This window comes from Sulfuritalea hydrogenivorans sk43H (assembly GCF_000828635.1).
Taxonomy (GTDB): domain Bacteria; phylum Pseudomonadota; class Gammaproteobacteria; order Burkholderiales; family Rhodocyclaceae; genus Sulfuritalea; species Sulfuritalea hydrogenivorans.
This window is the reverse complement of sequence record NZ_AP012547.1, coordinates 1,021,504-1,046,713: the sequence shown is the minus strand read 5'-3', so window position 1 is coordinate 1,046,713 and position 25,210 is coordinate 1,021,504. Positions and strand designations below refer to the sequence as shown.

Genomic DNA, 25,210 nt, shown 5'->3' with positions numbered 1-25,210 from the left:
TATTACTCCGGTCTTTTCTCTTTGGCCGCATTTCCCGGGGCCGACACGACGAGCGCGGTGTCGATTGTCAGCAACTGCGTGCCGGATCGAAAGGCTGCGAAACAGCCGGCACCGATGAAACGAACCTCAGCCCGCTTCCTTGCGCGCGGCACCGATCCCGATTTCGGCGGCGCGCTTCATCTCTCCCGCTTCGAACATCCGCGGCTGATCGACAAAGGCGTTGCACCACGCGATCGTGTCGCTGCCCCAGAAGTTCTCGCCGCGCACGACCAGCGTCGGCACGCCGAAGACGCCCTGTGCGGCGGCGTGCGCGGTGTTGTCCATGAGTTGCTTCTTGACGGCGGGATCGGCGATCAGCGTGGCGGCCTCGGCCGCGCCGACGTCGAGGCGCGCGCAGAACAGCGGCCACTCCCCGGCGACATCGCGCCCCTCGCCGAAGACAAAATCAAAGGCCGCATCGACCGCCGTGCGCGGACTGCCGAGCCCCACCAGCAGGCGCAGCGCATGCAGCGGATTGAACGGGTGGCGCGGCGGCAGGCGGAAAGGAATGCCGTGCTGCGATGCGCTCCAGACGCAACTGCGGTAGGTGTGCAGACGCTTCGGCACGATCTCGGCCGGCCCCTTGTTGTCCCAGTGCTTGAGCAGGCCGGCGAAGAGCACCGGCACCAACTCGACATCAAGGGCCGGATGCAGTTCGGCGAAGCGCTTGAAGTGCAGGTAGGCGAAAGGCGAAACGAGATCGAAATACCAGCGGGCGGGAATGGTTTGCGTCATCGGTCTTCTCCGGAATCAAGGCCAGCGGGCCGCGATAGTCTTCTTCATTCAGGATGCGGCATTTCGACGCCGTCACGCCGTAGCGCCAGCGCCGACTCCCTGGCGCTCGAAGCGCTGTTCATTCACCTCGGCGCCCCATTGCGTGCCGCGGTGAGCAAGGCCGTGCCGACGCCCGTTCCGCGCAGCTGGTCCGACGTGATGAACCAGCGCAGATGCGCGCCGTCCTGCCCGGCACGGGAGCCGTCGATGGCAATCGAGACCTCGATGCGGCCATCCCGCAGCGCCAGCCAGAGACCGTCGCGCTCGCCGTCAAAGGCGTCGCAGAACGCGGCAAGCTCGCGCGCCACCTTGCTCTCGAAGGGCAGGCCGAATCCGGTGCTTTCGCGGTAATAGCGCGCGTGAAGCTCGACGATCCTGCCGATGCAGCCGGGCAGGTAGCCCTGGTGGATGGTCAAAGCCATGATGAAATCCGGAAGGACCTGCGTCTGAAATCACCCGCACTACGCGGCTTGCAATAGAAACTCGACTTTCACCGCCTCATACGGGAAAACGATCCGACCGTCCTCCGTCTTGTCAAGCACTCCCGCGTTGAGCAGCGCAGTGACGTCACCGTGCACGGCCTTTACGTCGCGTTCAGCGCGACGTGCGGCTTCGCGGATGGACACCGGCCCAGCCCCGCAAAGCACCTTGAGCAGTTCCCAGCGTTTTTCGGTCAGCACCCTCCACAGCAACTCGGGAGTGGCAAAGCTGATACGCGCAGTCTTTTGGGCCTTCCCGGTCTTCCAGACGCGCGCAAAATCAGCCATGGAGTCGGCAGGGGGTCGCACATCAAGAGTTACTGTTTTCATGGTTCCACCTCGCAATATCCTTCTGGAAGTCGGCGATCAATTGATCCGGCGTAGTAAAAGCGTAGGCACTTTCCTTTTTGCCAAAATGCCGGTGATCGCCCTTCCCCGCTTCGTTGTCGTAGCGCAGGACGCATTGTCCACGCACGACATAGGCCAGCCGGTACTTGAACGCGTGCGCCGACCCTTCGAGTGGCTTCGGAAGGCGCCACAGCACCAATTCCGCAAACGCCGACCCCGAGTAGACGATGCGAGAGTCAACAAGCTGAACGGCTTTCATGTTGGAGATAGTGCCAACATGTCCGGATGTTGTCAATCAGTCCAACGCTCAAGCGTGGCGACGAGGGCCGAATTCCATTTGAGCCCGACCCCTTATCACTTAAGGTCGAGCGCAGAGTTAGATTTCCCTACCAGCGCCACCACGATTGCGAACTAAGTGGGTTGGTATGGTCGGGCAAAGTTTTCGGCTGTGCGCCGCGGGGCACTCCCAAGCCGGCCCAATAGGTGGAGGGCTTAACGAGCATCGTAGTTGCCGATGAATTTTGAAGGCGTTTCCAGAATTTGTTGTCGTAGGTGAGCATGACATCAAGCCCAAGTTCTTCGGCCTCCGCAAGAACACGACAATCATTTAGCTTTGGGTGCTCGGATTGAAAAAGCTCCGCGCGGTTTTGTACTGCTTGAGCGTCCTGCACCGGGTAGTCAAGGAACAGGGTTCGCATAAAGCTCTGATGAAGCTCCCGGCGCTCTGGATTTGGAATGTCAGCAACCTCAGCGGCAACGGTTTGGGTAAGGGTAAAAGTGCCTGACCGATAGAACCAAGAGCGCAACAACGCAATCTTTTCGGGGGCTAAGGGATCGGTTGGTTCAGAAATACCCGCTATGCCGTCGAGAAGATACGAAAGGCACTGTGAATCGAGGCCGACTTGTGGAGTACGGGAGCGTCTCATTGGGAAATCTAACGATAAATGTGGCGCCTAAATGACGGAATGCTTTCCGTCATTCAGGCTGAATATGAAACTGCGCACGTCCGCAATCCTCCCTGGCATCGGTCCCCCAAACAAATTCACCGTACCCCCAGCGCCGACTTTCAGACGTGCGGCCCTAGCCCGCCGTTCGCGCCACCGGCTCCACATTCCAGATCGTCTTCGCATACTGCCCGATGGTGCGATCCGATGAAAACTGGCCCATGCCGGCGACATTGAGGATGGCCTTGCGCGTCCATGCCGCCGGGTCGCGATAGAGCTGGCCGACCTGTTCCTGGCAGGCGATGTAGGAGGCGTAGTCGGCGAGCAGCAGGTAGTGGTCGCCGTGGTAGGTGAGCTGGTCGAACACCGGCTTGTAGCGGTCGCGGTCCTCGGGCGAGAAGAAGCCATCGCGCAGCATGTCGAGGGTCTGCCTGAGTTCGGCGTTGTTGTCGTAATGGACCCAGGGACTGTAGCCGGCGGCGTACTGCTGCGCGACTTCGTCGGCGGTGAGGCCGAAGATGAAAATGTTTTCCGGGCCGACCTCGTTGCGGATTTCGACGTTGGCGCCGTCCAGGGTGCCGATGGTGAGCGCGCCGTTGAGCGCCAGCTTCATGTTGCCGGTGCCGGAGGCCTCGGTGCCGGCGGTGGAGATCTGCTCGGAGAGATCGGCGGCGGGGATGATGATCTCGGCGTTGGAGACGTCGTAGTTGGGGATGAACACCACCTTGAGCCGGTCGCGCACCAGCGGGTCGTTGTTGACGATGTCGGCGACGTCGTTGATCAGGCGGATGATGAGCTTGGCCAGGCGGTAGCCGGGCGCGGCCTTGCCGCCGAAGATCACCGTGCGCGGCGGCGCGTCGCCGCCGGCGCGCAGGCGGTTGTAGAGCGTGATGACGTGCAGCACGTTGAGCAGTTGGCGCTTGTATTCGTGGATGCGCTTGATCTGCACGTCGAACAGCGAGGCGGGATCGACCCGGATCGCCAGCCGCTGCTGGATCATCGCCGCCAGGCGCGCCTTGTTGTCGCGCTTGACGCGGACGAAGGCCTCGCAAAAGCCCGCGTCGACGGTGAGCGGCGTGAGTTGGCGCAGCTGGTCGAGGTCTTTCAGCCAGCCCTTGCCCAGATGCGTCGTGATCAGCTTCGACAGCGCCGGGTTGGCCTGGTTGAGCCAGCGCCGGGGCGTCACGCCGTTGGTCATGTTGACGATCTTGTCAGGCCACAGGCGGTGGAAGTCGGCGAAGATGGTTTCCTTCATCAGGCGGGTGTGGATCGCGGCGACGCCATTCACCTTGTGGCTGCCGACGATGGCCAGGTGCGCCATGCGGATGCGCTTGCCCTTGGCTTCGTCGATCAGCGACATGCGCTGCCACAGCGCCGGATCGCCGGGGTAATGGTGCATCACGTCCCTGAGGAAGCGCTGGTTGATCTCGTAGATGATCTGCAGGTGGCGCGGCAGCACGCGCTCGAACAGCGGTACCGGCCAGGTTTCCAGCGCCTCGGGCATCAGCGTGTGGTTGGTGTAGGCGAAGGTGCGCGTGACGATGCCCCAGGCACGCGTCCACTCCATGCGATGCTCGTCGATCAGGATGCGCATCAGTTCGGGGACGGCGATCGACGGGTGCGTGTCGTTGAGCTGCACCGCCACCTTGTCCGGCAGGTTGTCGAGCGGCGTGCCCGATTTGGCGAAGCGGTAGAGCATGTCCTGCAGCGAGGCGGAGACGAAGAAATACTGCTGCTTGAGCCGCAGCTCGCGTCCCATCTCGGTGGTGTCGTCTGGGTAGAGCACCTTGGACAAATTCTCGGAATCGTTCTTGTCCTCCACCGCCGCGATGTAGTTGCCCTCGTTGAAGTACTTGAGGTCGAAGTCGCGGCTGGCCTTGGCGGCCCACAGCCGCATGTTGTTTACCGTGCCGGTGTCGTAGCCGGGAATCGGGTAATCGTAGGCCATGGCCATGACGTCGTCGCTGTCCACCCACTGGTAGTGCTTGTGGCCGTGCTCGTCGGCGAAATCCACCACGCGACCGTGGAACTTGACCTGGTAGAGCACTTCCGGGCGGGGAAACTCCCAGGGGTTGCCGTAGCGCAGCCAGTTGTCGGGGTGTTCGACCTGCTGGCCGTTCTCGATGCCCTGGTGGAACATGCCGTATTCATAGCGGATGCCGTAGCCGTAGCCGGCGATGCCCATGGTCGCCATCGAATCGAGGAAGCAGGCCGCCAGCCGGCCGAGGCCGCCGTTGCCGAGCGCCGCGTCGGGCTCGATCTCGCTGATGCTCTCCGGCTTCAGCCCCATCTCGCCCAGCGCCGCCAGCGCGTCGCGGAATTCCTTCTCGGCGCAGATGTTGAGCATGCTGTTGGTCATGGCGCGGCCCATGAGGAATTCCATGGACAGGTAGTAGACCCGCTTGCGGTCTTCCACGTAATAGCTGCGCATGGTTTCCATCCAGCGCTCGATCATCCGCTCGCGCACCACGGCAGCGGCGGCGTGGAACCAGTCGCGGTCGGTGGCGGTGATCGGGTCCTTGCCGATCGTATAGACCAGGCGGTTGTGGAGCGAGCGCCGGATCGACGCGGCATCGAGCGTCGGGTGGTCGAGCTCGGGCAAGGCGGCGGGCTTTTTCATTGGCGTGCTCCCTCGAAGCGGACGAATGTCATGATACTCGCCGGGCGCCGATCCGCCACAGCCGCCTAGCCGGCGGGAGCGCTCCGCAGCGCCGCCTGCCAGCGCGCCAGTTTTTCCTCGAAGTTCATGCCGGCGTGGGCCGGGCTGGTGGAGGGCAGCACCACGGCTTCGAAGCCCATGGCCTCGACTTCGCGGATGCGCCTTGCCGCCACGCGGCCGTTGAAGCAGATTCGCCGTAGCGCCGGCGCCGACTCTTGCAGCTTTGCCAGCGGATTCGGCACCGCATCGCGTATCGCCGTGTCGAGGCTGCCGGCGCGTTCGCAGGAAGCGAACACATCCCAGATGGCGATGCCGGCGGCGCGCACCGCGGCGATGCGATCCGGGTAATCCATCTCTTTCAGCGGCTGTCCGATCACCGCGCCGAGGATGCGCCAGTACTGGTTTTGCGGATGGGCGTAGTACTGCTGCGCGGCGAGCGAAGCCGTGGACGGAAACGAGCCCAGGATCAGCACCCGGGCTCGTGCGTCGATGACGGGCGCGAGGCCCGTCAGTCTGATTGGCTTAGCTGCCACTCATTTCGAGCATCAGCTGGTTCATGCGCTTGACGAAAGTCGCCGGGTCGTCGAGCTGGCCGCCTTCGGCCAGCAGGGCCTGGTCGAACAGCACCGCCGCCCAGTCGTCGAAGCGCTTCTCTTCGTATTTCAGGCGCAGCAGCACCGGGTGCTTGGGGTTGATTTCGAGGATGGGTTTCGAGGGCGGTGCCTTCTGTCCGGCGGCCTTGAGGATGCGCGCGAGGTTGCCGGAAACATCGTGCTCGTCCGCCACGAGGCAGGCCGGGCTGTCGGTCAGGCGATGCGTGACGCGCACTTCCTTGGCGCGCTCGCCGAGCGACTTGGCGATCTTTTCGGTCAGCTCCTTGAATTCGCCGGCGGCGGATTCCTGTTCCTTCTTCTCGGCTTCGTCTTCCAGCTTGCCGAGATCCAGGCCGCCCTTGGCCACGGAAACGAGTTGCTTGCCTTCGAATTCGGTCAGGTGCGAGACCACCCATTCGTCGACGCGGTCGGAGAGCAGGATCACTTCGATGCCCTTCTTGCGGAAGACTTCGAGGTGCGGGCTGTTCTTCGCCGCATTGAAGGTTTCGGCGGTGACGTAGTAAATCTTTTCCTGCTCGGGCTTCATGCGGCCGATGTAGTCGGCCAGCGAGACGGTTTCGTCGGGCGTGTCGGCCTGCGTGCTGGCGAAGCGCAAGAGTGCTGCGATCTTGTCCTTGTTGGCGTGGTCCTCGCCCATGCCTTCCTTGAGCACGCGGCCGAACTCGCCCCAGAACTTGGCGTACTTCTCCTTCTCCGCCGCGTCCTCGCTGTTGGCCAGGCTTTCCAGCATGCCGAGGACTTTCTTGGTGCAGCCGTTGCGGATGGATTCGATGTCCTTCGATTCCTGCAAAATCTCGCGCGAGACATTGAGCGGCAGGTCAGCCGAATCGACGATGCCGCGCACGAAGCGCAGGTAGAGCGGCATCAGTTGCTCGGCGTCGTCCATGATGAAGACGCGGCGCACGTAGAGTTTGACGCCGTGGCGGGCGTTGCGGTCCCACATGTCGAAGGGCGCGCGGGCCGGCACGTAGAGCAGTTGGGTGTACTCGGTCTTGCCCTCGACGCGGGCGTGGGTCCATGTCAGCGGGTCCTCGAAATCGTGGCCGACGTGCTTGTAGAACTCCTTGTACTGCTCGTCGGTGATGTCGTTCTTGGAACGGGCCCACAAGGCGGAAGCCTGGTTGACGGTCTCGTCCTCGTCGGTGGCGACCTGCTCCTTCTTCTCGTCGTCCCACTTTTCGCCCTTCATCACGATGGGCTGCACGATGTGGTCGGAGTACTTGCGGATGATGGACTTGAGTTTCCAGCTCGACAGCAGGTCGTCCTGGCCTTCCTTCAGGTGCAGGGTGATCTCGGTGCCGCGGATCGGACGGTCGACCATCTCGATGGTGAATTCGCCCGTGCCTTCGGACTCCCAGCGCACGCCCTGATTGGGCTCGGCACCGGCGCGGCGCGTGTGCACCGTGACCTTGTCGGCAACGATGAACGACGAGTAGAAGCCGACGCCGAACTGGCCGATCAGGCTGGCGTCCTTCTTTTCGTCACCCGACAGCTTGGAGAAGAATTCGCGCGTGCCGGACTTGGCGATGGTCCCGAGGTTAGTGATCACTTCCTCGCGGCTCATGCCGACGCCGTTGTCGGCAATGGTCAGGGTTTTAGCGTCCTTGTCGAAGGAAATCCGTATCTTGAAATCCGAATCACCCTCGAACAGGGCGGCGTTGTGCAGCGCTTCGAAACGCAGCTTGTCGCAGGCGTCGGACGCATTGGAAATCAGCTCCCGAAGAAAAATCTCGCGGTTGGAGTACAGCGAGTGGATCATCAGTTGCAGGAGCTGCTTGACCTCGGTCTGGAAGCCGAGGGTTTCTTTGGAAGTGTCTTGAGTCGCGGTGGCCATCGAAAATCCCCTGAAAAACGAAGTGTACCGGCCCGATATGGGGTCGGCCAAGGCCATTTCAAGAGCAGGGACAAGTGCCCGCGCGACAGGCACCGATTCCGTGGCGAACCCAGGGGCGAACTCAGGGGCGGACCGGGCGGACGTCGGCCTGCCAGCTACCTTTGGCCGACCGAAATCGGCGTTTGACGGCTACACCCGGCGTCAGCCATACTTCCTGACGATTGCTTGGATTTCCTGTCCTGCACGAGGAGCCCACGGTAAATGGAACAAGTTGCTGAAAAGTACGAAATCATCCGGGAGCTCGGCAGGGGCGCGACGAGCATTGTTTACCTCGCCCATGACACGTTCAATGATCGCGAGGTGGCGATCAAGGTCTTCAAACCCGAGATCCTGTCAGACACCGAACACGGCAATACCTACCGCAAGTTGATCGCCAACGAGGCAGCCCTGGCGGGGCGCCTCAACCACCCGCACATTGTCGGCATCTACGACGCGGCGCTGGGCCGCGACGACGGCTATATCGTCATGGAATACGTGCAGGGCGAAACGCTCGAAAAATACGGCCATGTCGAGAACCTGCTGCCCGTGGACAAGGTGATCGAGATCGCCTTCAAGTGCGCCCTGGCGCTCGATTTCGCCAGCCGCAACGGCATCATCCATCGCGACATCAAGCCCGCAAACATCATGCTTTGCGAGGATGGCGCAGTGAAGATCGCCGACTTCGGCGCGGCGATCCTGGCAAAGAACGACGAGACGCAGCTGACCGGGGTCGGCTCGCCTGCCTACATGTCGCCGGAGCAGGTTCGCAACGACACCCTCAGCTACCAGACCGACATCTATTCCCTGGGCGTGGTGATGTACAAGCTGCTCACCGGCCGCCTGCCCTTCGAAGCCGACACCAACTACGCGCTCACCCACAAGATATTGAACGAAGACCCACCCGGCATCCGCACCCATCGCCCCGCGCTGTCGGCGCGGCTGGCCGACATTGTCACCAAGGCCTTGCGCCGCAACACGCCGGAGCGCCATGCCAACTGGCGCGAGTTCACCGAAGACCTGTCGACCATCGCGGAGCTGGATTTGCCGAAGGAGGCCGATTCCGAGACCCAGCGCTTCAACATGCTGAAGGCACTGCCCTTCTTTCAGGGCTTCAGCGAAATCGAACTATGGGAAGTGCTGCGCATCAGCATCTGGGGGCGCGTGCCTTCCGGCACCTTCCTGGTCGACGAGGGGACCACGGGCAACTTCTTCTTTGTCATCGCCGATGGCAGCGTGGACGTGGTCAAGGGCAACAAGAAGCTGAGCACGCTGGGCAAGGGGCACTGTTTCGGCGAGATGTGCTACATCCGGCAGGGCGCGCTGACGCGCACCGCCACCATCGTCGCCGACACGGCCGTCACCCTCTTCAAGATCAAGACTGATTCCCTGCACAAGGCGTCGGAAAACTGCCAGCTGCGCTTCAACCGCTCGTTCATGAACATCCTGGTTGACCGGCTGGCGCAGGCGACCAGCGAACTGGCCACCGTGTACTGAGGCTGCGGCTAGCGGCCGATCCTTGCGTCGAGGAAGGCCTTGATCTCGAGGAATTTCTCTTCCTCGCGCTTGACGAACTCGACGGTGCAATCGTCCAGCCCGGCGAGCATGAAGCCCTCCTTCGATTCCGGCAGGACGATGGTGATGTGCCCGGCGAGCAGGGTGCTGGCGGGCTTGAGCTGGATCGAGGCGATCGAGTCGATGGGAATGTACTTGTCGCCCTTGATGCCTTCCAGCAGGTCGCCCTTGAGGCTCTGCAAGAGCACCTTCACGCCCAGCTTGCGCTTGATTACGACCTCCTTGTCATAGACCTCGAGGCGGTCGCCTGTTTTCGACTCGGCGCTCATCAGGGCGCCCGGCGTGGTGGCATAGCCCATCTTGCAGGAAGGGCACCTGTCTTCCGCCGCCTTCGCATCCTTGGGCAGGCGCTTGTAGCCGCAGTGCGGGCATTCGCCCGGCGCCATGGGTCCTTTGGCGGCGGCCGGTGCCGCGGATGGCCTGGCCTGGGGCGCCTGTGCCGGTTTGGCTGCGCCCGGCATCGGCGCCTTGGCTTTGCTCGCCGCAGGGCTGGCATCGCCACGCTTGACATCTTCCTCGACGAAACGAAGTTGACAGGTACCGACCGAAATCAGGTCCTCGTCGGCGAGCAGCAGCTTGGTGATTTTCCTGTCGTGCACGAAGGTGCCATTGGCGCTGCCAAGGTCTTCGATGACGTAGAGATCGCCACAGCGGTTGATTACCGCATGTTCATTGTCGGCATTGACATTGTCGAGGGGAATCTCATTGGATGCCTTGCTGCCTATGACCATCCGGTCCTTGTTGACCTGAAATTCCCCAAGCACGTGACCATTCGCGTTAACAACCAGCTTCGGCATGCCGCTTCCCTCGAAAATTGAGATTTCCAATGGTGCAAGCATACCCCACCAGGCGCCCAGCTATTTCAAGCGCCGAGCGGGAGCGGGACCTCCGCCTGCGCGGCCAGCCGCTTCAACTCCGGCAGGCAGGAGCCGCAGTTGGTGCCGCACTTGCGCTTTTCCGTCAGCGCGGCAAGCGTGAGGCCGGCAGTAAGCTCGGCGCGGATTTCGTTTTCCGAGACATCGAAGCAGTTGCAGACAATGCGGCCGCGCGCCGGGCCGGAGGCGGGCGGGGTCGCCAGCGGGGCAAACAGCCATTTGCGCAGGTCCTGTGTGCTGCCACCGCGCACGATGAGGTCGAGCAGCCAGTCGGTGGCGCGGGTTTCCTTGCACAGCAGGGCACCGGCGAGGCAGTCGTCGGTTATCAGGGCGCGCTTGGCGATACCGCGCCGGACGTCGTCGAAGGCCAGCATTCGCGGCCCGTCGAGGCCCATCGCGGCGGCCAGTTCGGCCAGCAGTTCCGGCGTCGTCGGCGGCGTCTCGGCGCCGCCCCAGGCACGCAGCACGACCACCGTGGATTCGCGCCCGGCCAGGGTCAGCGTTGCGTAGTCGAAGCGGGCCAGCCAGGGTTGCAGGGCCGCGTGCAGGCCGCCCCCGTTGTTGCCAACTTCGTCGCGGCGCATGGCCACCAGATGCCAGCCGGTGGCGAATTTCTCGACCTGCACCGCCGCGTGCTTGAGTTCGGGCTGGCGCGAGACGGGGTCGGTGACCGGCAGGGTCAGGGCATTGACGCCGAGACCGGACATGTAGCGTCCGCCCCAGTGCATCGGCACATAAGTCTGCGCCGGGCGCAGCGTGGATGACGCGGCCGCGCGCAGCAGCAGCGAACCACGCTTGCCCTTGAGCCGCACCAGGTCGCCATCGACGATGCCGCGCCGTTCCATGTCGCGCGGATGCATTTCGATGGCCGGTTCCGGCGCGTGGGCGGCGAGGCGCGCCACCACGCCGGTGCGGCTCATGCCGTGCCACTGGTCGCGCAGCCGCCCGGTGTTGAGGTGCAGTGGATGGCGCGGATCGGTGGCTTCGGCCAAGGGGCGGTGCTGCGTTGGCGTGAAGCGGGCGCGGCCGCTGGCGGTGGGAAACACGCCGTCGGCATACAGGCTCGCCATGCCGGCCGTGGCGCCTGCGCGCAGCGGCCATTGCTGGGGTCCGGATTGTTCCAGCAGCGCATACGAGAGGCCGCCGATGTCGAGGTCGCGGCCGACGGTACTGGCGCGGTGCTCGGTGAAGATTTCCTCGACGTTCGCGTAGGGAAACAGCGTGCCGCCGTGTCGCGGGCGCCGACTCTTCAACCCGGCTTCCAGCCGCCGCGCGAAATCCACCGCGATGCGCCAGTCCGCCCGCGCTTCGCCCGGCGCCGGCACCGCCGCCTTGACGCGCGTGATGCGGCGCTCGGAATTGGTCACCGTGCCTTCCTTCTCGCCCCAGCCGGCGGCCGGCAGCAGCAGGTCGGCGTAGGCCGCCGTGTCGGTGTCGGCGCTGACGTCCTGGACCACGACGAAAGGCACTTCGCCAGCGCTTCATGCACCCGCGCCAGGTCGGGCAGCGACTGCGCCGGATTGGTGCAGGCGATCCACAGCGCCTTGATCTCGCCGCGATGCACGGCCTCGAACAGTTCCACCGCGGTGAGGCCGGGCGTGGCCGGCACGTCCGCCACGCCCCACAAACGCGCGACTTCCGCGCGATGCTCGGGGTTCGCCATGTCGCGGTGCGCGGAGAGCAGGTTGGCCAGGCCGCCCACCTCGCGCCCGCCCATGGCGTTCGGCTGGCCGGTCAGCGATAAGGGGCCGCAGCCGGGCTTGCCGATCTTGCCGGTGGCGAGGTGCAGATGGATGATGGCCGCGTTGTTGTCCGTGCCGTGGCTGGACTGGTTGAGGCCCTGGCAGTAAAGGGAAAGCGCCGCCGGCGCCTGACCGAACCAGCGCGCGGCGGTGACGATGTCTTCCGCCTTCACGCCGCAGATGTCGGCGGCCATGGCCGGCGTGTAGTCGCGCACGATGGCCTTCAGCGACTCGAAACCCTCGGTGTGAGCGCGGATGAAGTCGGCATCGACCAGGTCTTCCCAGAGCAGCACGTGCAGCATGGCGTTGTAGAGCGCGATGTCGGTTCCGGGCAGGATGGCGAGGTGCAGGTCGGCGGCCTCGGCCGTATCGGTGCGGCGCGGATCGACGACGATGATCTTCATGTCCGGCCGGGCGGCGCGCGCGTCCTCGATGCGGCGGAACAGCACCGGATGTGCCCAGGCGGTGTTGGCGCCGGCGATCAGCAGGCAATCGGCGTGATCGATGTCTTCGTAGGAACAGGGCGGCGCGTCGGCGCCCAGCGTGGCCTTGTAGCCCGCCACGGCCGAGCTCATGCACAGGCGCGAGTTGGTGTCGACGTTGTTGGTGCCGATCAGGCCCTTGGCCAGCTTGTTGAAGACGTAGTAATCCTCGGTCATGAGCTGGCCGCTGATGTAGAAGGCGACGCTGTCCGGGCCGTGTTCGGCGATGGCGCGGGCGAACTTTTCCGCGGCATGGTCGAGCGCGGCGTCCCAGCTTGCCCGCGCGCGCGCGGCACCCTTTTCGCGGCGCAGTTGCGGGCGCGTCAGGCGCTGTGCCATGACCTGCGGCGTCATGGTCAGGTGCAGCGTGCCGCCCTTGGTGCACAAGCGACCGAAGTTCGCCGGATGGTCCGGATCGCCGCGCACGCCGGTGATGCGGGTTTCATCGTGCTCGATGATCACTCCACAGCCGACGCCGCAGTAGGGGCAGGTGCTCTTTGTTTCCGCCATGACTAAACCCTGTTTATCCGCAGATTACGCAGATTTGCGCAGATAAAAACAGACCGCCTTTGATCTAATCTGCGTCAATCTGCGAAATCTGCGGACTGCCTTTCATACAAAAAGTCGGCGCTGATGAGCCCCCTGCGCAGCAAGGCGGTCGAGCAAAGTACGCTCTCCTCGCCGCTGCGGATGGTGACACGGCGATCAGGTGAGTTGCAGCCAGACCGCGCCGCCGTCGAGCTTCACTTCGAAACGGCGCGCGCAGCCCTTGTCCGGCGCCACGGCCTCGCCGTCCTTGAGGCCGATCTTGAAGCCGTGCAGCGGACAGGTCACGGTATCGCCGTGCACGATGCCCTGCGACAGCGGCCCGCCCTTGTGCGGGCATTTGTCGTGGAGGCCGAACACGCCGTCGTCGGCGGTGCGGAAGATGGCGATGTCGCCCTGGCTCGACGCCACCACGCGACTGCCTTGCGGCGCGATCTCGTCGAGCGCGCAGACCTTGATCCAGCCGCTCATGACACCACCTCTGCCGCGACTTCCTTGATCCGGATGACCTCGTACTCGCGGCGCACCGCGGGCTTGGCCACCGCCGCCTGCCACGGGTCTTCGTAGTCCTGCAGCGCGAACAGCAGGCGCTCGTAAAGCTCCTTGCGCTTCGTCGCGTCCTCGACCACGATCTTCTTCACATGGTCGAGGCCGACACGGGCGACGTAATGACACGTGCGTTCAAGGTAGTAGCCTTCTTCGCGATACAGCTGGAGGAAGGCGCCGGAGTATTCCATCACCTCCTCGTCCGACTTCACCTTGCAGAGGAACTCCGCCACTTCGGTCTTGATGCCGCCGTTGCCAGCGACGTAGAGCTCGTAGCCCGCATCGACGCCGATCACTCCGATGTCCTTGATGCCGGCCTCGGCGCAGTTGCGCGGGCAGCCGCTGACCGCGAGCTTGACCTTGTGCGGACTCCACATGCCGAACAGCATTTTTTCGAGCTTGACGCCCATCGCCATCGAACGCTGGGTGCCGAAGCGGCAGTGCTCGGCGCCGACGCAGGTCTTCACGGTGCGGATGCTCTTGCCGTAGGCATGGCCGGAGACCATGCCGGCGGCGCCGAGATCGGCCCAGACTTTCGGCAGGTCTTCCTTCTTGATGCCGAGCAGGTCGACGCGCGCGCCGCCTGTCATCTTCACCGTCGGCACCTTATATTTGTCGGCGACGTCGGCGATCGCGCGCAGCTCGGACGGCGTGGTCAGCCCGCCCCACATGCGCGGCACCACGCTGTAGGTGCCGTCCTTCTGGATGTTGGCGTGCGCCCGCTCGTTGATGAAGCGCGACTGCGGATCGTCCTTCGCCTCGCCTGGCCAGGTCGAGATCAGGTAGTAGTTGAGCGCCGGACGGCAGGAGGGGCAGCCGTTGGGCGTCTTCCATTCCATGTAGCGCATCGCCTCGGGAATGGTGATCAGGTGCCGCTCGCGAATGGTCTGGCGCACCACGCCGTGCGAATGGTCGGTGCAGCCGCACATCGGCTTGTCCCTGGTATCCGCGGGCGTGTAGGCACCGCCGACCGTCGAGGCGAGGATCTGCTCGACGAGTCCGGTGCAGGAACCGCAGGAGGACGACGCCTTGGTGTGCTTCCTCACCTCGTCCAGCGTGAACAAGCCCTGGCTCTTGATCGCCTTGACGATGTCACCCTTGCAGACGCCGTTGCAGCCGCAGACCTGGGCGTCGTCGGGCAGGGTCGCGGCCAGCGTCTTGCCGGCATGGCCGACGTCACCAACATGGTTCTGGCCGAACATCAGGTGGTCGCGGATTTCGTGGATGTTCTGCGCGTCCTTGACCAGCTGGAAATACCAGGCGCCGTCAGCCGTGTCGCCGTAGAGCACGGCGCCGACCAGGGTGTCGTTCTTCAGCACCAGCTTCTTGTACACGCCGCCGGACGGATCGTTGAGCACGATCTCGTCGGTGCCCTCACCGCCCATGAAATTGCCGGCGGAAAACAAATCGATGCCGGTGACCTTGAGCTTGGTAGACAGCACGGAACCCGAATAGCGCGCGATGCCGAAATTGGCCAGGTGGTTGGCGCAGACCTTGGCCTGCTCGAACAGCGGCGCGACGAGACCGTAGGCGATGCCCCGATGCGCGACGCATTCGCCGACCGCATAGATGCGCGGGTCGTAGGTCTGCATGGTGTCATTGACCACGATGCCGCGGTTGCAATACAGGCGCGCCGATTCGGCCAGCGCCGTGTTGGGGCGGATGCCGGCGGCCATGACGACGAGGTCGGCGGGGATTTCAAGGCCGTCCTTGAAGCGCAGCGCGCAGACTCTTCCCGATTCACCGCGGATCAAGGCCTCGGTCTGTTTTTCCAGCAGGAACTTGAGGCCGCGCGCCTCCAATGAAGTCTTCAGCATGTCGGCCGCGGACTTGTCCAACTGGCGCTCCATCAGCCAGGGCATCAGGTGCACCACGGTGACATCCATGCCGCGCAGTTTGAGGCCGTTGGCGGCTTCGAGCCCGAGCAGGCCGCCGCCGATCACCACCGCATGCTTGTGCGTGGCGGCGGTGGCGATCATCTCGTCGGTGTCCTTGATGTCGCGATAGCTGATCACGCCGGGCAGGTCGCGGCCGGGGATGGGCAGGATGAAAGGCATCGAACCGGTGGCCAGCAGCAGGCGGTCGTATTCCTCCTCGGTACCGTCGGAGGCGATGACCTTGCGCGCGGTGCGATCGATCTTCGTCACCGTCTTGCCCACATGCAGGCGGATGCCGTTGTCGGCATACCAGCCGAGCGGATTGAGGATGATGTCGTTGATGGTCATTTCGCCCGCCAGCACCGGCGAGAGCAGGATGCGGTTGTAGTTGCCGTGCGGCTCGGCACCGAACACCGTGATGTCGTAGAGATCGGGGGCAAGCTTCAGCAGCTCTTCCACCGCGCGGATGCCGGCCATGCCGTTGCCGACGACGACGAGTTTTTGCTTCTTCATGATCGCGATCCTCAAGCGGCCTTTTTCAGTTGTTTGCGGTACAGGAACTCGAACACCGCGGCGCGATAGTCGGCAAAGCGCGGGTCATGCGCCAGTTCGAGGCGGTCGCGCGGGCGCGGCAGTTCGACCCGCAGGATTTCGCCGATGGTCGCGGCCGGTCCGTTGGTCATCATCACGATGCGGTCCGACAGCAGCACCGCCTCGTCGACGTCGTGGGTCACCATCACCACCGTGGCGCCGGTCTTGGCCATCACGCCGTTGAGCTCGTCCTGCAGCGCGGCGCGAGTCAAAGCGTCGAGCGCGCCGAAGGGCTCGTCCATCAACAGGATCTTCGGTTCCATGGCGAAGGCGCGGGCGATGCCGATGCGCTGCTTCATGCCGCCGGAAATCTCGTGCGGATACTTGCCGCTGGCATGATCCATGTGCACCATCGCCAGAGCCGCATCGACGCGGGCCTTGAGCTTGGGCTTGCCTTCCTTCCTGCCGAAGACCTGCTCGACGCCCAGCATCACGTTCTCGAAACAGGTCATCCAGGGCAGCAGGCTGTGGTTCTGGAACACCACCGCGCGCTCCGGGCCGGGGCCGGGAATTTCGCGTTCCTCGCACAGCAGCACGCCGCTGCTGGGCAAGGTCAGCCCGGCGATCAGGTTGAGCAGCGTGCTCTTGCCGCAGCCGGAGTGGCCGATCAGCGATACCACCTCGCCTTCGCGGATGTTCAGGTCGATGTCGCGCAGCGCGGTGAATTTTCCGCTCTTGGTGTTGAAGGTCTGTCCGACCTTCTCGATTTTTACCAGTGTCTTCATGATCAGCGGCTTTCGTAAGTGAAGCGTTTTGCCAGCAGCAGCAGCATGGTTTCCAGCACCAGGCCGACGATGCCGATGACGAAGATGGCGATGACGATGTGCTCGACCTTGAGGTTGTTCCACTCGTCCCACACCCAGAAGCCGATGCCGACGCCGCCGGTGAGCATTTCCGCGGCCACGATCACCAGCCAGGCGGTACCGATCGAGAGGCGGATGCCGGTCAGCATGTAGGGCAGCACCGCGGGAAACAGGATCCTGGTGATGACCTTGGTTTCCGGCAGGCCGAGCACGCGGGCGACGTTGAGGTAGTCCTGCGGCACGCGCTGCACGCCCTGCGCGGTGTTGAGGATCATGGGCCAGATCGAGCAGATGAAGATGGTCCAGGTCGCCGCCGGGTCGGCCTTCTGGAACACCAGCAGGCCGATCGGCAGCCAGGCCAGCGGGGACACCGGCCGCAGCAGGCTGATGATCGGCTCGAACATGCGGCTCATGAAGGCGAAGCGTCCGAGCATGAAGCCCATCGGAATGCCGACCAGGGCCGCAAAACCGAAGCCGATCCCTACACGCTGCAGCGACGAGAGCACGTTCCAGCCGATGCCCTGGTCGTTCGGTCCGTTGCGATAGAACGGATCGGAGAACAGCTTCACCGCGGCCACCCAGGTCTTGTCCGGCCCCGGAATGTTGCCCGACTTGATCGCCGCCAGCGCCCAGATGCCAATGAGCAGGACAATCCCGAAAACCGGCGGGATGATTCTGCGCATCAAATCACGCCCGCCCTCCCCCAATCCCTCCCGCGCGGGAGGGGTGACAGCTTGCTCGCTGCGCTCGGTTGTCACGGGACGCTCCGCAGCCGCGGCGGCAGGGGTTGCAGGTTCCGTCTTGACCGGCGCTTCGACCAGCTTCAATGCAAGTGTGCTCATGCCGCTCTCCTTTTCCATTGCAGACAATCAATCAGGCACGCACCTTGAAGGACGCGGCGTACTTCTTCGGGTCCTTGCCGTCCCACACCACGCCGTCGATCAGCTTGTGGCTGCGCATGTCGCTCTTCGGCAGGCTGACGCCGGCGGCGGTGGCCGCCTGCCGGTAGATGTCGATGCGATTGACCTTCTTCGCCACGGCGAGGTAATCGGGATCGTCCTTGATCAGGCCCCAGCGCTTGTGCTGCGTGAGGAACCACATGGCATCCGACAGGTAGGGGAAATTGACCGCGCCGTCATTGAAGAACTTCATGTGGTTCTTGTCGTCCCAGCTCTTGCCCAAGCCGTTGCTGTAGCGGCCGAGCATGCGCTCGAGGATCACGTCCATGTCGGTGTTGATGTAGGCCTTTTGCGCCACGGTCTCGGCCGTCGTGCGCCGGTTGACCAGCGACGCATCGATCCATTTGCCGGCTTCGATGATCGCAGCCGTCATGGCGCGCGCGGTATTGGGATGCTTCGCCACCCAGTCGGCGGTGGTGCCGAGCACCTTTTCCGGATGGTCGACCCAGATGTCCTGCGTCGTCACCGCGGTGAAGCCGATCTTGTCCATGATGGCACGGTTGTTCCAGGGCTCGCCGACGCAGAAACCGTCCATGTTGCCGACACGCATGTTGGCGACCATCTGCGGAGGCGGCACGGTGATGTTCTTGACGTCCTTGAAGGGATTGATGCCTTGTGCCGCCAGCCAGTAGTAGAGCCACATGGCGTGGGTGCCGGTGGGAAAGGTCTGGGCAAAGATGTATTCGCGATCCTTCGACAAGACCTTCTTTGCCAGACTCGCACCGTCGGTGACGCCGGCGTCCTTGAGCTTGTTGGAGAGCGTGATGGCCTGGCCGTTGTGGTTCAGGCTCATCAGCACGCTCATGTCCTTCTTCGGCCCGCCGATGCCCAGCTGCACGCCGTACACCAGGCCGTAGAGGACGTGGGCGGCGTCGAGCTCGCCATTCACCAGCTTGTCGCGCACGCTGGCCCAGGACGCTTCCTTGGTCGGGATGATCTTGATGCCATACTTCTCGTCGAACTTCTGCACCGCCGCCATCACGACGGAGGAGCAGTCGGTGAGCGGGATGAAGCCGATGCGCACTTCCTTCTTCTCCGGCGCATCGGAACCGGCGGCCCAGGCGCCGGACCGCACTCCGGGCGGCACCATGCTCATGAGCGCCGCTCCGCCTGCGAGCTGAAGGAAGTCGCGGCGCGAAGGGCCCGTCGCGGCAGGAGCGGGAAGCTCGACAGTCTCGGTAGCGACGCTGGTCGCGGACAGGTTGGAAAGCTTGTCTTCATGGTTCATCTCGATCTCCGCTAGTGGCTGAAACGCAAAACGGCGCCCGTTGCGCATCTGCGGGAAGCACTCCCACGAGACGCAACAGACACCGTTGTCATTTGCACCGAACCGCCTTTGATTCGGCACTCAGGCACTACTTAGCAACCGCTGTGCCACTCCTGCCGAAATTGCCCCAACGCCGCGTCGGTGCTGGGAATTGCAGTCGGGAGTCGGCGCTGGCGATACGGCGACACATGAGGGATGCTGCACCGCGGTAGCGCGCCGATGAAGTTCCATGCACCAGAATGAAGCGCCGGCGTGGCCGGGCTGCGGCGTGCCGCTACAGCAACAGCTTCGCCATTTCCACCAGATCGCCGGCGACTTTGCCCAGCGGCTGGGCGCGGTCCATCGCCAGCTTGCGCAAGGCGGCGTAGGCCTGATCCTCGTCCAGGCTGCGCGTCTTCATCAGGATGCCCTTGGCCTTGTCGATGAGCTTGCGCTCGGACAACTTGCGGGTGGCCGTCGCCAGTTCCTGCTTGAGAAGCTGGTGCGCCTCGAAGCGCGCAATGGCCACGTCCACGATCGGCTTCAGCCGCGCCAGGTCAAGATTATCAACGACATAGGCCGACACTCCGGCCTGGAACGCGGCGCGCATCAGGGCCGCGTCGCGGTCCTGGGTCAGGATGATCACCGGGCGCGGCATCTCGCGCTCCATCACCGCGAGGTTCTCCAGCGTGTCGCGCGACGGCGAATCGGTTTCGATCAGGATCACGTCGGGTTTGATCTGCTCGATTTGCGCCGTGAGGTCGAGCGCCGACGGCAGCACGGCCGCCACCTGGTGGCCGGCCATGGCCAGCGCCGCGCAGAGTTCGGCAGCGCGGGCGCGGGATTCGTCGATGATGAGAATGCGCAGCATGAAACAGCTGCAGCAAGAGGCGTGCCGCCGACGCGGAATTACCCTGTCGCAGCGCATGCCCGCTGGCGGGCAGTCAGGACTTTTCGAGTACCCGCCTCAGGGTTGCACATATGCGCGCTTGCTGCGGCCGGGAAATTTCGACCCAGAGCGGAAGCCGTATCAGGCGCGCGGCAAGGTCTTCGGTTTGCTTCAACGTGCCATGCACACGACCATGGCGCCTTCCCGCCGGAGAATCGTGCAGGGGTACATAGTGGAAAACGGCGTGGATCCCTTCCCCGAGCAATTCAGCGAGCACGTGCTGGCGATCGACCTCGGCCGGCAGCAGGACGTAGTACATGTGGCCGTTGTGCTCGCATTCCGGCGGAACCACCGGGCGCCGCAGCAGGCCCCCGGCTTCCAGGGGCTGCAGCAGTTCATGGTAATGATTCCAGGCCTCGATGCGGCGCCGGGTGATTTCACGGGCATCTTCGAGCTGCGCCAGCAGGAAGGCGGCTGTCAGTTCCCCCGGCAGGAACGACGAACCCACCTCCTGCCAGGTGTACTTGTCCGCTTCGCCGCGGAAAAAGCGCGTGCGGTCGGTGCCCTTTTCGCGGATGATTTCAGCACGCGCGATCAGGGATGCGTCATTCACCAGCAGCGCACCGCCTTCGCCCGAGATCACATTCTTCGTCTCATGAAAACTCAGCGCGCCAAGATCGCCGATGCCACCCAGCGGACGCCCCTTATAGCGCGACATGAAGGCTTGCGCGGCATCCTCGACCACTTTCAATCCGTGCCTGGCGGCGATGTCGAGAATGGTGTCCATCTCGCAGCCGACACCGGCGTAATGCACCGGCACGATCGCCCGGGTGCGCGGCGTGATCGCCGCCTCGATCAGCGATTCGTCGAGATTCAGGACGTCCTCGCGGATATCGACAAATACCGGAACGCCGCCGCGCAGGGCAAACGCGTTGGCGGTGGATACGAAGGTGTACGACGGCATGATGACTTCATCGCCGGGCTGGATGTCAAGCAACAGCGCCGACATTTCCAGTGCCGCGGTGCAGGAATGGGTCAGCAGGGCACGCTTGCAGCCGACAAACCCCTCCAGCGACTCGTGGCAGGCCGCGGTGAACGGTCCGTCGCCCGCCAGGCGCGCGTTGAAATGGGCTCGCGCGATGTAGTACAGCTCCTTGCCGCTCATGTAGGGCTTGTTGAATCCGATTGTTTCCATGGACTTCACCTCAGGTTGGCGGATGCGGCGCCGGAACGATGACCCGGTCGGGGCTGCGGCTGCGAAGAAAATCCGCGCTGGCCGGCCCGCAGTTGGCAATCAGGTCGAGCACGCTGACACCGCCGATGAACTCGCCCCACAACTGCGGATACGGCGGATAGTCGTAGGTCTTGTATTCCAGCGCGATGCCGCTGGCGGCGAAGGCATGCTTGTCGAGATAGGCGTCGGCGCTGGCGCCCGACAGATAGCGGGAGGCGCCGACCTTGCGCAGGATGTCGATCAGGCGATCGGTTTTTGCGCCCTCGGCGCGCAAGTCGCGGGACGACAGGAGTTCGGTGCGGATGCCGAGGCTTGCGCAGACCGAGCGCACGAGGCGAATGTTCAGCTCGCTGATGCTGCGGTCCTGGAACGCGAAGGCGTTTTCCAGGATGCTTCTGGCGGCCGCGTAGGAGGGCGCCCTGGAATAATGCTGGCGAAACATGTTCAAGTGCCGCTCCCGCCAGTCATCCGTGGCCGAGTAGATCACCTCGGTCTGGTCGATGGCCTGCGTGCCACGGGCGCCATATCTGACCGGGACGGAAATCCATACCAGGCCGTTCGGTGTCTTCAGCTGATTCCGGGTGCGCCAGTCGCGACGCGTGTACTGCACGTCGTCGAGGAACACGAACTTGTCCACGCTGGCGATGAAGTCGAAAAAGCCCCGCCAGGGCACGTAGCAGGACTGGATGATGCCGACCCTCACGGCAAGCTGCCCGGCATAGTCACTGCTGCGCCAGCAGGTCTTTCAACCGCTGGCGATCCACCTTGCCATTCGGATTCTTCGGCAATTCGGAGAGGACGAACAGCCGGGCCGGCACCATGTAATCCGGCAGCAGCCCGGCCAATTCCGTCAATACCTCCCGGTCGTCCAATTGTTCGGTGCTGGCGACGAAGCCGATCAACTTGCCGTAGGCCGCATGGCCACGTTGATACATTACGGCGGCCTGATGTATCGCGGGCTGCCGCATCAGGGCCTGTTCAATTTCCTCCAGTTCGATGCGATAGCCCATGTGCTTTATCTGATTGTCCTTGCGGCCCATGAAATACAGGCGGCCGCCCTCTTCACGCACCAGGTCGCCGGTGCGATACATTCGCTTCATGTAGCGGCGGGCGTCGGTGAGGGTATGGAAGGCGGCGGCGGTTCGTTCCGGATCGTTGAAATAGCCCGCTGCCACATTCGGTCCGATCAGGCACAGCTCGCCGCTCGCCGTGTCCCGGTCTTCTTCGTCAACGATGCGGTAATCGAAGTTGGGATTCAGATGGCCCAGGGTGGGCAGCCCCTCCAGATCGTCGAAGTCTGCATCGCCCAGGCGATGTGCGCTGCAAATGCACGTGCATTCGGTGGGGCCGTAGACGTTGACCAGTTGCGCCTGCCTTGAAAACAGGTCGTGAAGTTTTTTCAGCTCCACCTTGGGATAGCCCTCGCCACCAAAAACGATGGCCCGCAGCGAAGGCAGTCCCGCCGCGGTCAAGGCTTTCATGGTCATCAGGTACATGAGCAGGGACGGCACGGAAAACCACACGGTGCACGCCATGTTCCCGACGTGGGCCGCCAACGCGTAGGGGTCGGACAGCAACTCACGGGAAACCGGGCTGAGGGATGCCCCCGAAAACAGTCCGACATAGAAATCGAAAACCGAATTGTCGAAGTACATCGGACTCAGGTTGGCGAAGTTGTCCTTCTCCGAGACCTCGAACTGCCGCTGGCCCCAGGCGATGAAGTGCAATACGTTCTGATGGGTGACCGCCACGCCTTTCGGGACGCCGGTGGAACCCGAAGTGAACATGATGTAGGCGATGCAGGCGCCGTCCACCCGGGACGACAATCGGGAGTGCTCTTCCCGCTCGGCGGCGGAAATCTCCGGCAATTGCGACTCGTCGAGATGGAGCAGCGGGCAGGCGTGGGAAGCGGCCAGTTCCGCCATGGCGTCCCAATGGGCCGGATCGTCGAAAAACAGCAGCGTGGCGCCGCTGGTGCGCAGAATCCTGGCCGTGCGCGCCGTCGGCGACGCCACGTCGATATTGACATAGGCCACCCCCAGCCTGAGGGCGGCGAGCATCAGGGCGAAGGACAAGGGGCGCTTGGTGTGGCCGATGGCGATGACGTCGCCGCGCTGGCATCCGTGATTCAGGATGTGCCGGGCCAGACGTTCAACCATGCCGGCCAGTTCGCCGAAGCTGACGGTGCGCTCGGGATACCGCAGCGCCGGGCGACTGCCGTCGCCGCCGCAGACCTCGGCAAAGCGCTGGGACAAATTGTAGGCATAGGCCTTCATGCCGAAAGCAGCCGGTCGCCGATGGCCATTGCGCCATTTCCGTCAGGCTGAACGCTATCAAAGCGCATGACCTGGCCGTCCTTGTGGAAGGCTATGGAATTCTCATAGATCAAGGCCACGGTCAGCGCCGGGAAATCCGTCACGATTTCGGCAAGAAACGGGTTGTGCATGAGTCGCGCCGAGAACACCCGGAACCGGCCGCCACTCGCGACGAATTCGCAGCCTTGCGACCTGTTGTTGAACGCCCGGATTTTTCGCAGGATCAGATCGTTCGGTTCGGTGAAGGTGATCACCCGGTCGCCCCCCTTCCGGCTGTAGTAAATCAGGCCCGGAACCTCCTCCTGATCCGCCGCCGGTTGAAAATCCCGGGCCAGGGACCGGGAGAAGACCCGTTTCTCGGCGATGAAGCTCAGTTGGTAAAGCGTCGTTGCGTCCAGGTCGTCGCTGTAGGGGATGCGGACTTGCGAAATTATGGGGCCGGTGTCGATCCCCGCATCCATGACATGGCACGTGGCGCCGGTGTCCCGTTCGAGCAGTATCGCGCCTATGGTGGGATCGGCCCCGCGCAGGTCTGGAAGAAATGATGGATGTATATTGACGTAACGGGCCGCAGGCAGGTCGGATATGGGCAGGATGTAAGGGCAGCCATTGGAGACCAATACATCGAATCGATTTTTCTCAAGCTGACTCAGGAGTTCCGCCTTGCTGCCGACGACGATCCAGTTGGTCACTTTCGGCAGCAGGCCGTTGTTCAGGTCGCGCTCCAGATGCGTGCCGCCGACCACGAACACGGCAGTCAGGTCCAGGCCCTCAAGGATCATCTGCTCCAGGACAAATCGCCTGTTGCCGACGAAAACAAAACGACTGCCCATCAGATCGCGAGTCCGCCATTGACGGCCAAGACCGCGCCGTTGATGAAATCGTTTTCAATGACGGCCGCCACCGCCTGCGCCACCTCACCGGCTTCGCCGAGGCGGCGCAGAGGGGTACTGGCCTGAATATGCTTCAGTATCGGCTCGCTCAGGGCCCGACGGGTAGAGTCGGTGTCGATGAAGCCGGGCGCCACGGCATTGCAGCGTATGCCCCAGCGCCCCAGTTCCCTGGACCAGGTGACGGTCATCGCATTGACCGCCGCCTTGGCCGCGGAATACGCCGTCTGGCCCTCGTTGCCGCAGGCACAGATGGAACTGATATTGACAATCACGCCCTTGCCGCGTCGCGTGACCATCTGCTCGACGACCGCTGACGTCATGATGAACACCGAATCCAGATTGACGTTCAGCGAAGCGCGGAAGCGGCCGTAGTCGTGCATGATGCCGTCGGGATTCATGATGTTGACGAAGGGTTCGTTGTAAATCACGCCGGCGTTGTTCACCAGGATGTCGATGCGGCCGTGGCGCTCGATGATTTCGGCGATGACCGCCCTGGCATCGGCGGGAGAGGTGACGTCCAGAATGCGCCCTGTCAGGGATGCGGGCAATTGGCTCAGCGCATCCTGATCCAGGTCGGCGGCGATCACGGTGGCGCCGAGGGATTGCAAATGGCTGGCGATTGCCAAGCCCAGTCCCCGGGCGCCTCCCGTCACCAGGGCGACGGCGCCGTCAATCCGCAAGATCGACTCCCTTCTCCTTCAGCACGGCGACGATACCGGCGACGGACACCATGCGAACGATGTCGGGGATCATCAGCACGATCCCGTATTCGCCTTCCAGGGACATCACCAGGTCCATCTGTTTCAGTGAGTCCCAACTTCCCACGTCGGCCTTTTTCAGGTCCGGATGAATCTCGGATTCGCGCAAACGAAACACGTCGGCCAACAGAGCTGTCAATCGTTTGTTCATG

22 protein-coding genes and 1 pseudogene are annotated in these 25,210 nt (G+C 63.5%); 1 reads left to right on the top strand and 22 read right to left on the bottom strand.

Annotated elements, in window-relative coordinates:
- Positions 1-126: 126 nt before the first annotated feature.
- The 8 genes from SUTH_RS05060 to htpG form a co-directional block, all read right to left on the bottom strand.
- Positions 127-774: a 2-hydroxychromene-2-carboxylate isomerase gene (locus tag SUTH_RS05060; RefSeq protein WP_041097568.1), complete on the bottom strand. Its 648-nt coding sequence runs from the start codon at positions 772-774 to the stop codon at positions 127-129.
- A 122-nt stretch (positions 775-896) separates the two neighbouring features.
- Positions 897-1,235, bottom strand: coding sequence for a GNAT family N-acetyltransferase (locus SUTH_RS05055; RefSeq protein WP_052473270.1), 339 nt, complete (start codon positions 1,233-1,235; stop codon positions 897-899).
- Between the two features lie 39 nt (positions 1,236-1,274).
- A complete protein-coding gene (locus SUTH_RS05050; protein WP_041097567.1) occupies positions 1,275-1,622 on the bottom strand; it encodes an HVO_A0114 family putative DNA-binding protein in 348 nt (115 codons plus the stop codon).
- Positions 1,603-1,899 carry a toxin-antitoxin system TumE family protein gene (locus SUTH_RS05045; protein ID WP_041097565.1) on the bottom strand — a complete coding sequence of 99 codons (297 nt, stop codon included), beginning with the start codon at positions 1,897-1,899 and terminating at the stop codon, positions 1,603-1,605. The genes SUTH_RS05050 and SUTH_RS05045 overlap by 20 nt, the downstream gene beginning before the upstream one ends.
- 127 nt (positions 1,900-2,026) lie before the next feature.
- Positions 2,027-2,566 (bottom strand): type II toxin-antitoxin system VapC family toxin, encoded by a 540-nt coding sequence (locus tag SUTH_RS19290; protein WP_148312855.1) that lies wholly within the window; start codon positions 2,564-2,566, stop codon positions 2,027-2,029.
- Positions 2,567-2,720: 154 nt separating this feature from the next.
- Positions 2,721-5,204 (bottom strand): glycogen/starch/alpha-glucan phosphorylase, encoded by a 2,484-nt coding sequence (locus SUTH_RS05040; RefSeq protein WP_052473268.1) that lies wholly within the window; start codon positions 5,202-5,204, stop codon positions 2,721-2,723.
- Between the two features lie 65 nt (positions 5,205-5,269).
- Entirely contained in the window at positions 5,270-5,776 is a 507-nt protein-coding gene (locus tag SUTH_RS05035; RefSeq protein ID WP_231851103.1) for a DNA-deoxyinosine glycosylase, read from the bottom strand.
- Entirely contained in the window at positions 5,766-7,691 is a 1,926-nt protein-coding gene (gene htpG, locus SUTH_RS05030) for a molecular chaperone HtpG (protein ID WP_041097563.1), read from the bottom strand. Before htpG ends, SUTH_RS05035 begins: the two co-directional genes overlap by 11 nt.
- A gap of 261 nt (positions 7,692-7,952) precedes the next feature.
- Between htpG and SUTH_RS05025 the strand changes: the two genes are divergently transcribed.
- A complete protein-coding gene (locus tag SUTH_RS05025; RefSeq protein ID WP_041097561.1) occupies positions 7,953-9,224 on the top strand; it encodes a serine/threonine-protein kinase in 1,272 nt (423 codons plus the stop codon).
- Positions 9,225-9,232: 8 nt separating this feature from the next.
- Here the strand turns inward: SUTH_RS05025 and SUTH_RS18285 are convergent, their stop codons facing one another.
- From SUTH_RS18285 to SUTH_RS04955, 14 genes and pseudogenes are all read right to left on the bottom strand, one after another.
- Entirely contained in the window at positions 9,233-10,099 is an 867-nt protein-coding gene (locus SUTH_RS18285) for an FHA domain-containing protein (protein ID WP_052473266.1), read from the bottom strand.
- Positions 10,100-10,164: 65 nt separating this feature from the next.
- A pseudogene (locus SUTH_RS05015) lies at positions 10,165-12,911 on the bottom strand (nitrate reductase).
- A gap of 195 nt (positions 12,912-13,106) precedes the next feature.
- Positions 13,107-13,418 carry a nitrite reductase small subunit NirD gene (gene nirD, locus SUTH_RS05010; protein ID WP_041097559.1) on the bottom strand — a complete coding sequence of 104 codons (312 nt, stop codon included), beginning with the start codon at positions 13,416-13,418 and terminating at the stop codon, positions 13,107-13,109.
- Positions 13,415-15,883: a nitrite reductase large subunit NirB gene (nirB, locus tag SUTH_RS05005; protein WP_041101723.1), complete on the bottom strand. Its 2,469-nt coding sequence runs from the start codon at positions 15,881-15,883 to the stop codon at positions 13,415-13,417. The genes nirD and nirB overlap by 4 nt, the downstream gene beginning before the upstream one ends.
- An 11-nt stretch (positions 15,884-15,894) precedes the next feature.
- On the bottom strand, positions 15,895-16,686 hold the full coding sequence (locus SUTH_RS05000; protein WP_171817316.1) for an ABC transporter ATP-binding protein: 792 nt from the start codon (positions 16,684-16,686) through the stop codon (positions 15,895-15,897).
- 2 nt (positions 16,687-16,688) lie between these two features.
- Positions 16,689-17,606, bottom strand: a complete 918-nt coding sequence (ntrB, locus tag SUTH_RS04995; protein ID WP_041101719.1) for a nitrate ABC transporter permease — start codon at positions 17,604-17,606, stop codon at positions 16,689-16,691.
- Positions 17,607-17,637: 31 nt separating this feature from the next.
- Positions 17,638-18,951 carry an ABC transporter substrate-binding protein gene (locus tag SUTH_RS04990; RefSeq protein ID WP_084207260.1) on the bottom strand — a complete coding sequence of 438 codons (1,314 nt, stop codon included), beginning with the start codon at positions 18,949-18,951 and terminating at the stop codon, positions 17,638-17,640.
- A gap of 313 nt (positions 18,952-19,264) precedes the next feature.
- Positions 19,265-19,840 (bottom strand): ANTAR domain-containing response regulator, encoded by a 576-nt coding sequence (locus SUTH_RS04985; RefSeq protein WP_041097557.1) that lies wholly within the window; start codon positions 19,838-19,840, stop codon positions 19,265-19,267.
- A gap of 73 nt (positions 19,841-19,913) precedes the next feature.
- Positions 19,914-21,053, bottom strand: a complete 1,140-nt coding sequence (rffA, locus tag SUTH_RS04980; protein WP_041101715.1) for a dTDP-4-amino-4,6-dideoxygalactose transaminase — start codon at positions 21,051-21,053, stop codon at positions 19,914-19,916.
- Positions 21,054-21,063: 10 nt separating this feature from the next.
- Positions 21,064-21,795, bottom strand: a complete 732-nt coding sequence (locus SUTH_RS04975) for a WbqC family protein (protein ID WP_041097555.1) — start codon at positions 21,793-21,795, stop codon at positions 21,064-21,066.
- Between the two features lie 19 nt (positions 21,796-21,814).
- Positions 21,815-23,368, bottom strand: coding sequence for an amino acid adenylation domain-containing protein (locus tag SUTH_RS04970; RefSeq protein WP_041097553.1), 1,554 nt, complete (start codon positions 23,366-23,368; stop codon positions 21,815-21,817).
- Entirely contained in the window at positions 23,365-24,240 is an 876-nt protein-coding gene (locus SUTH_RS04965; protein WP_041097551.1) for a formyltransferase family protein, read from the bottom strand. The genes SUTH_RS04970 and SUTH_RS04965 overlap by 4 nt, the downstream gene beginning before the upstream one ends.
- A complete protein-coding gene (locus tag SUTH_RS04960) occupies positions 24,240-24,980 on the bottom strand; it encodes an SDR family NAD(P)-dependent oxidoreductase (RefSeq protein ID WP_041097549.1) in 741 nt (246 codons plus the stop codon). The genes SUTH_RS04965 and SUTH_RS04960 overlap by 1 nt, the downstream gene beginning before the upstream one ends.
- A complete protein-coding gene (locus SUTH_RS04955; protein WP_041097547.1) occupies positions 24,970-25,209 on the bottom strand; it encodes an acyl carrier protein in 240 nt (79 codons plus the stop codon). The genes SUTH_RS04960 and SUTH_RS04955 overlap by 11 nt, the downstream gene beginning before the upstream one ends.
- Position 25,210 lies beyond the last annotated feature (1 nt).

Excerpts from the sequence above, each read along its gene's own strand:
- SUTH_RS05060 (WP_041097568.1), bottom strand. The coding sequence starts at position 774 with ATGACGCAAACCATTCCCGCCCGCTGGTATTTCGATCTCGTTTCGCCT.
- SUTH_RS05055 (WP_052473270.1), bottom strand. The coding sequence starts at position 1,235 with ATGGCTTTGACCATCCACCAGGGCTACCTGCCCGGCTGCATCGGCAGG.
- SUTH_RS05050 (WP_041097567.1), bottom strand. The coding sequence starts at position 1,622 with ATGAAAACAGTAACTCTTGATGTGCGACCCCCTGCCGACTCCATGGCT.
- SUTH_RS05045 (WP_041097565.1), bottom strand. The coding sequence starts at position 1,899 with ATGAAAGCCGTTCAGCTTGTTGACTCTCGCATCGTCTACTCGGGGTCG.
- SUTH_RS19290 (WP_148312855.1), bottom strand. The coding sequence starts at position 2,566 with ATGAGACGCTCCCGTACTCCACAAGTCGGCCTCGATTCACAGTGCCTT.
- SUTH_RS05040 (WP_052473268.1), bottom strand. The coding sequence starts at position 5,204 with ATGAAAAAGCCCGCCGCCTTGCCCGAGCTCGACCACCCGACGCTCGAT.
- htpG (WP_041097563.1), bottom strand. The coding sequence starts at position 7,691 with ATGGCCACCGCGACTCAAGACACTTCCAAAGAAACCCTCGGCTTCCAG.
- SUTH_RS05025 (WP_041097561.1), top strand. The coding sequence starts at position 7,953 with ATGGAACAAGTTGCTGAAAAGTACGAAATCATCCGGGAGCTCGGCAGG.
- SUTH_RS18285 (WP_052473266.1), bottom strand. The coding sequence starts at position 10,099 with ATGCCGAAGCTGGTTGTTAACGCGAATGGTCACGTGCTTGGGGAATTT.
- nirD (WP_041097559.1), bottom strand. The coding sequence starts at position 13,418 with ATGAGCGGCTGGATCAAGGTCTGCGCGCTCGACGAGATCGCGCCGCAA.
- nirB (WP_041101723.1), bottom strand. The coding sequence starts at position 15,883 with ATGAAGAAGCAAAAACTCGTCGTCGTCGGCAACGGCATGGCCGGCATC.
- SUTH_RS05000 (WP_171817316.1), bottom strand. The coding sequence starts at position 16,686 with ATGAAGACACTGGTAAAAATCGAGAAGGTCGGACAGACCTTCAACACC.
- ntrB (WP_041101719.1), bottom strand. The coding sequence starts at position 17,606 with ATGAGCACACTTGCATTGAAGCTGGTCGAAGCGCCGGTCAAGACGGAA.
- SUTH_RS04990 (WP_084207260.1), bottom strand. The coding sequence starts at position 18,951 with ATGAACCATGAAGACAAGCTTTCCAACCTGTCCGCGACCAGCGTCGCT.
- SUTH_RS04985 (WP_041097557.1), bottom strand. The coding sequence starts at position 19,840 with ATGCTGCGCATTCTCATCATCGACGAATCCCGCGCCCGCGCTGCCGAA.
- rffA (WP_041101715.1), bottom strand. The coding sequence starts at position 21,053 with ATGGAAACAATCGGATTCAACAAGCCCTACATGAGCGGCAAGGAGCTG.
- SUTH_RS04970 (WP_041097553.1), bottom strand. The coding sequence starts at position 23,368 with ATGAAGGCCTATGCCTACAATTTGTCCCAGCGCTTTGCCGAGGTCTGC.
- SUTH_RS04965 (WP_041097551.1), bottom strand. The coding sequence starts at position 24,240 with ATGGGCAGTCGTTTTGTTTTCGTCGGCAACAGGCGATTTGTCCTGGAG.
- SUTH_RS04955 (WP_041097547.1), bottom strand. The coding sequence starts at position 25,209 with ATGAACAAACGATTGACAGCTCTGTTGGCCGACGTGTTTCGTTTGCGC.